Origin of the sequence: Mariniflexile ostreae (assembly GCF_042427585.1) — a bacterium.
In the GTDB taxonomy this organism is placed as follows: Bacteria; Bacteroidota; Bacteroidia; order Flavobacteriales; family Flavobacteriaceae; genus Pseudalgibacter; species Pseudalgibacter ostreae.
In genome coordinates this window covers 1-1,373 of the sequence record NZ_JBHMFC010000069.1, presented here as the reverse complement: position 1 = coordinate 1,373, position 1,373 = coordinate 1, and the positions used below count along the sequence as shown (strand labels likewise).

Sequence of the window (1,373 nt, the reverse complement as noted above, 5' to 3'; positions counted from 1 at the left end):
AGTACTGAGTACATATAGGGTTGTGATTTAGTTATTTATGTTTCGCAACACAAATATCCACAACCCTTCTCATTTTTTTTAAAAAAAGTTTAAATCACTTCGTTGATAAATTATGATTATTTTTCCATTTGTCTTTTGAAACAAAACACTTATCACGAACATCAAGAGCTTCTTCGTCTGTATAAAAAATTGTGATGAGTTCTTCTAACGATTTATAATTTGGTTCATCAAACTCGTGTTTGCATATTGCACAACGATATTGCGGTAGTTTTCTCATTCTCTTGTTAGGACGGTTGTCTCCACAATTTGGACATAAGGGAACAGCATTGTAATTATAATTTTTTAAAATATGTTTCTTAAATTCTGATTTATCAATGTCAGAATTATTTTCCTTATAAATTTGAGTGTAATTTCTTATTATTTCTCTTTCGTAATCCGCATATTTTCTTGGGTGAGAAAGATGCTGAATTGTTAATGTATCTGTACTATCACATATTTCGCATTTTTCCTTAAGAAATTTAGCACGTCTTTCTTTCCAATCTTTTGTATGCCACGACCGTTGTCCTTCTTTGTAATCCTTCCAATATTGTTCTTTGGCAAATTCTAATGAAATTTCTTCATTGATTAGTTTTTCCCTTAATTCTTTACGTTCGTAATAGGTCAGCATACTTCAATTATATTTATAAATCTTAAAATTTAATATATCCTAAGAACCATTCTGTTTTTTTCTTCCGTTGACCATTGTACTTGCCACGTTCTACCGTCTATTTGGTCGAGCAAAATAAAATTATATATGTTTGTTGTTGGATAGAGAAAAAATCTACCATTTTTCTCATTTTCCTCATTTACAAGAGGAATATCTGAGAGTGAATACTCAAAATGGTCATTATTTCCTGTACCCCATTGTACGTGTGACATCTGTCCATTTCTTGTATTTAATTTGATAAACGTGTACTTATTTCGTGTTGAAAATAGTCTATAAGTAACATCACTATCTGTAGAAATATTTTGAATAGGAATTTCTGATGTGCTTTGAGCAGAAGTTAGCATTGTCGTTAACACAAAAATCAATGTTAGTAAAAATGTCTTCATAAAATCTGTTATTATTTATTGTTCATATTTAGCGTGTCGTTTCTTATGCTGACACACAACGGTTTCGTGTATGAAAAGTGCGTGTTTGTGTCAGCGGATTTTCGGAACGAAAATCGGAAGAAAGTAAACACGCACTTTCCTTTTGATTAGGCACTAAAATAAGCATTTTTTATACACAGTGTTGAACGAATCCTCCCTACCGGTCGGAAGCCCTTCTCAGGATCTTATAGCGGAAGTTTCTTTTGTAAATATAATAGATTTATTAATTTGTAGCTAAATTT

The 1,373-nt window shown here is 31.2% G+C and carries 2 protein-coding genes; both read right to left on the bottom strand.

The window, feature by feature from the left end; all coding sequences use genetic code 11:
- Window positions 1-94: 94 nt before the first annotated feature.
- On the bottom strand, window positions 95-667 hold the full coding sequence (locus tag ACFFU9_RS11060) for a hypothetical protein (RefSeq protein WP_379861502.1): 573 nt from the start codon (window positions 665-667) through the stop codon (window positions 95-97).
- A 29-nt stretch (window positions 668-696) separates the two neighbouring features.
- A complete protein-coding gene (locus ACFFU9_RS11055; RefSeq protein ID WP_379861501.1) occupies window positions 697-1,062 on the bottom strand; it encodes a hypothetical protein in 366 nt (121 codons plus the stop codon).
- Between the last annotated feature and the right edge of the window lie 311 nt (window positions 1,063-1,373).

Excerpts from the sequence above, each read along its gene's own strand:
- ACFFU9_RS11060 (WP_379861502.1), bottom strand. The coding sequence starts at position 667 with ATGCTGACCTATTACGAACGTAAAGAATTAAGGGAAAAACTAATCAAT.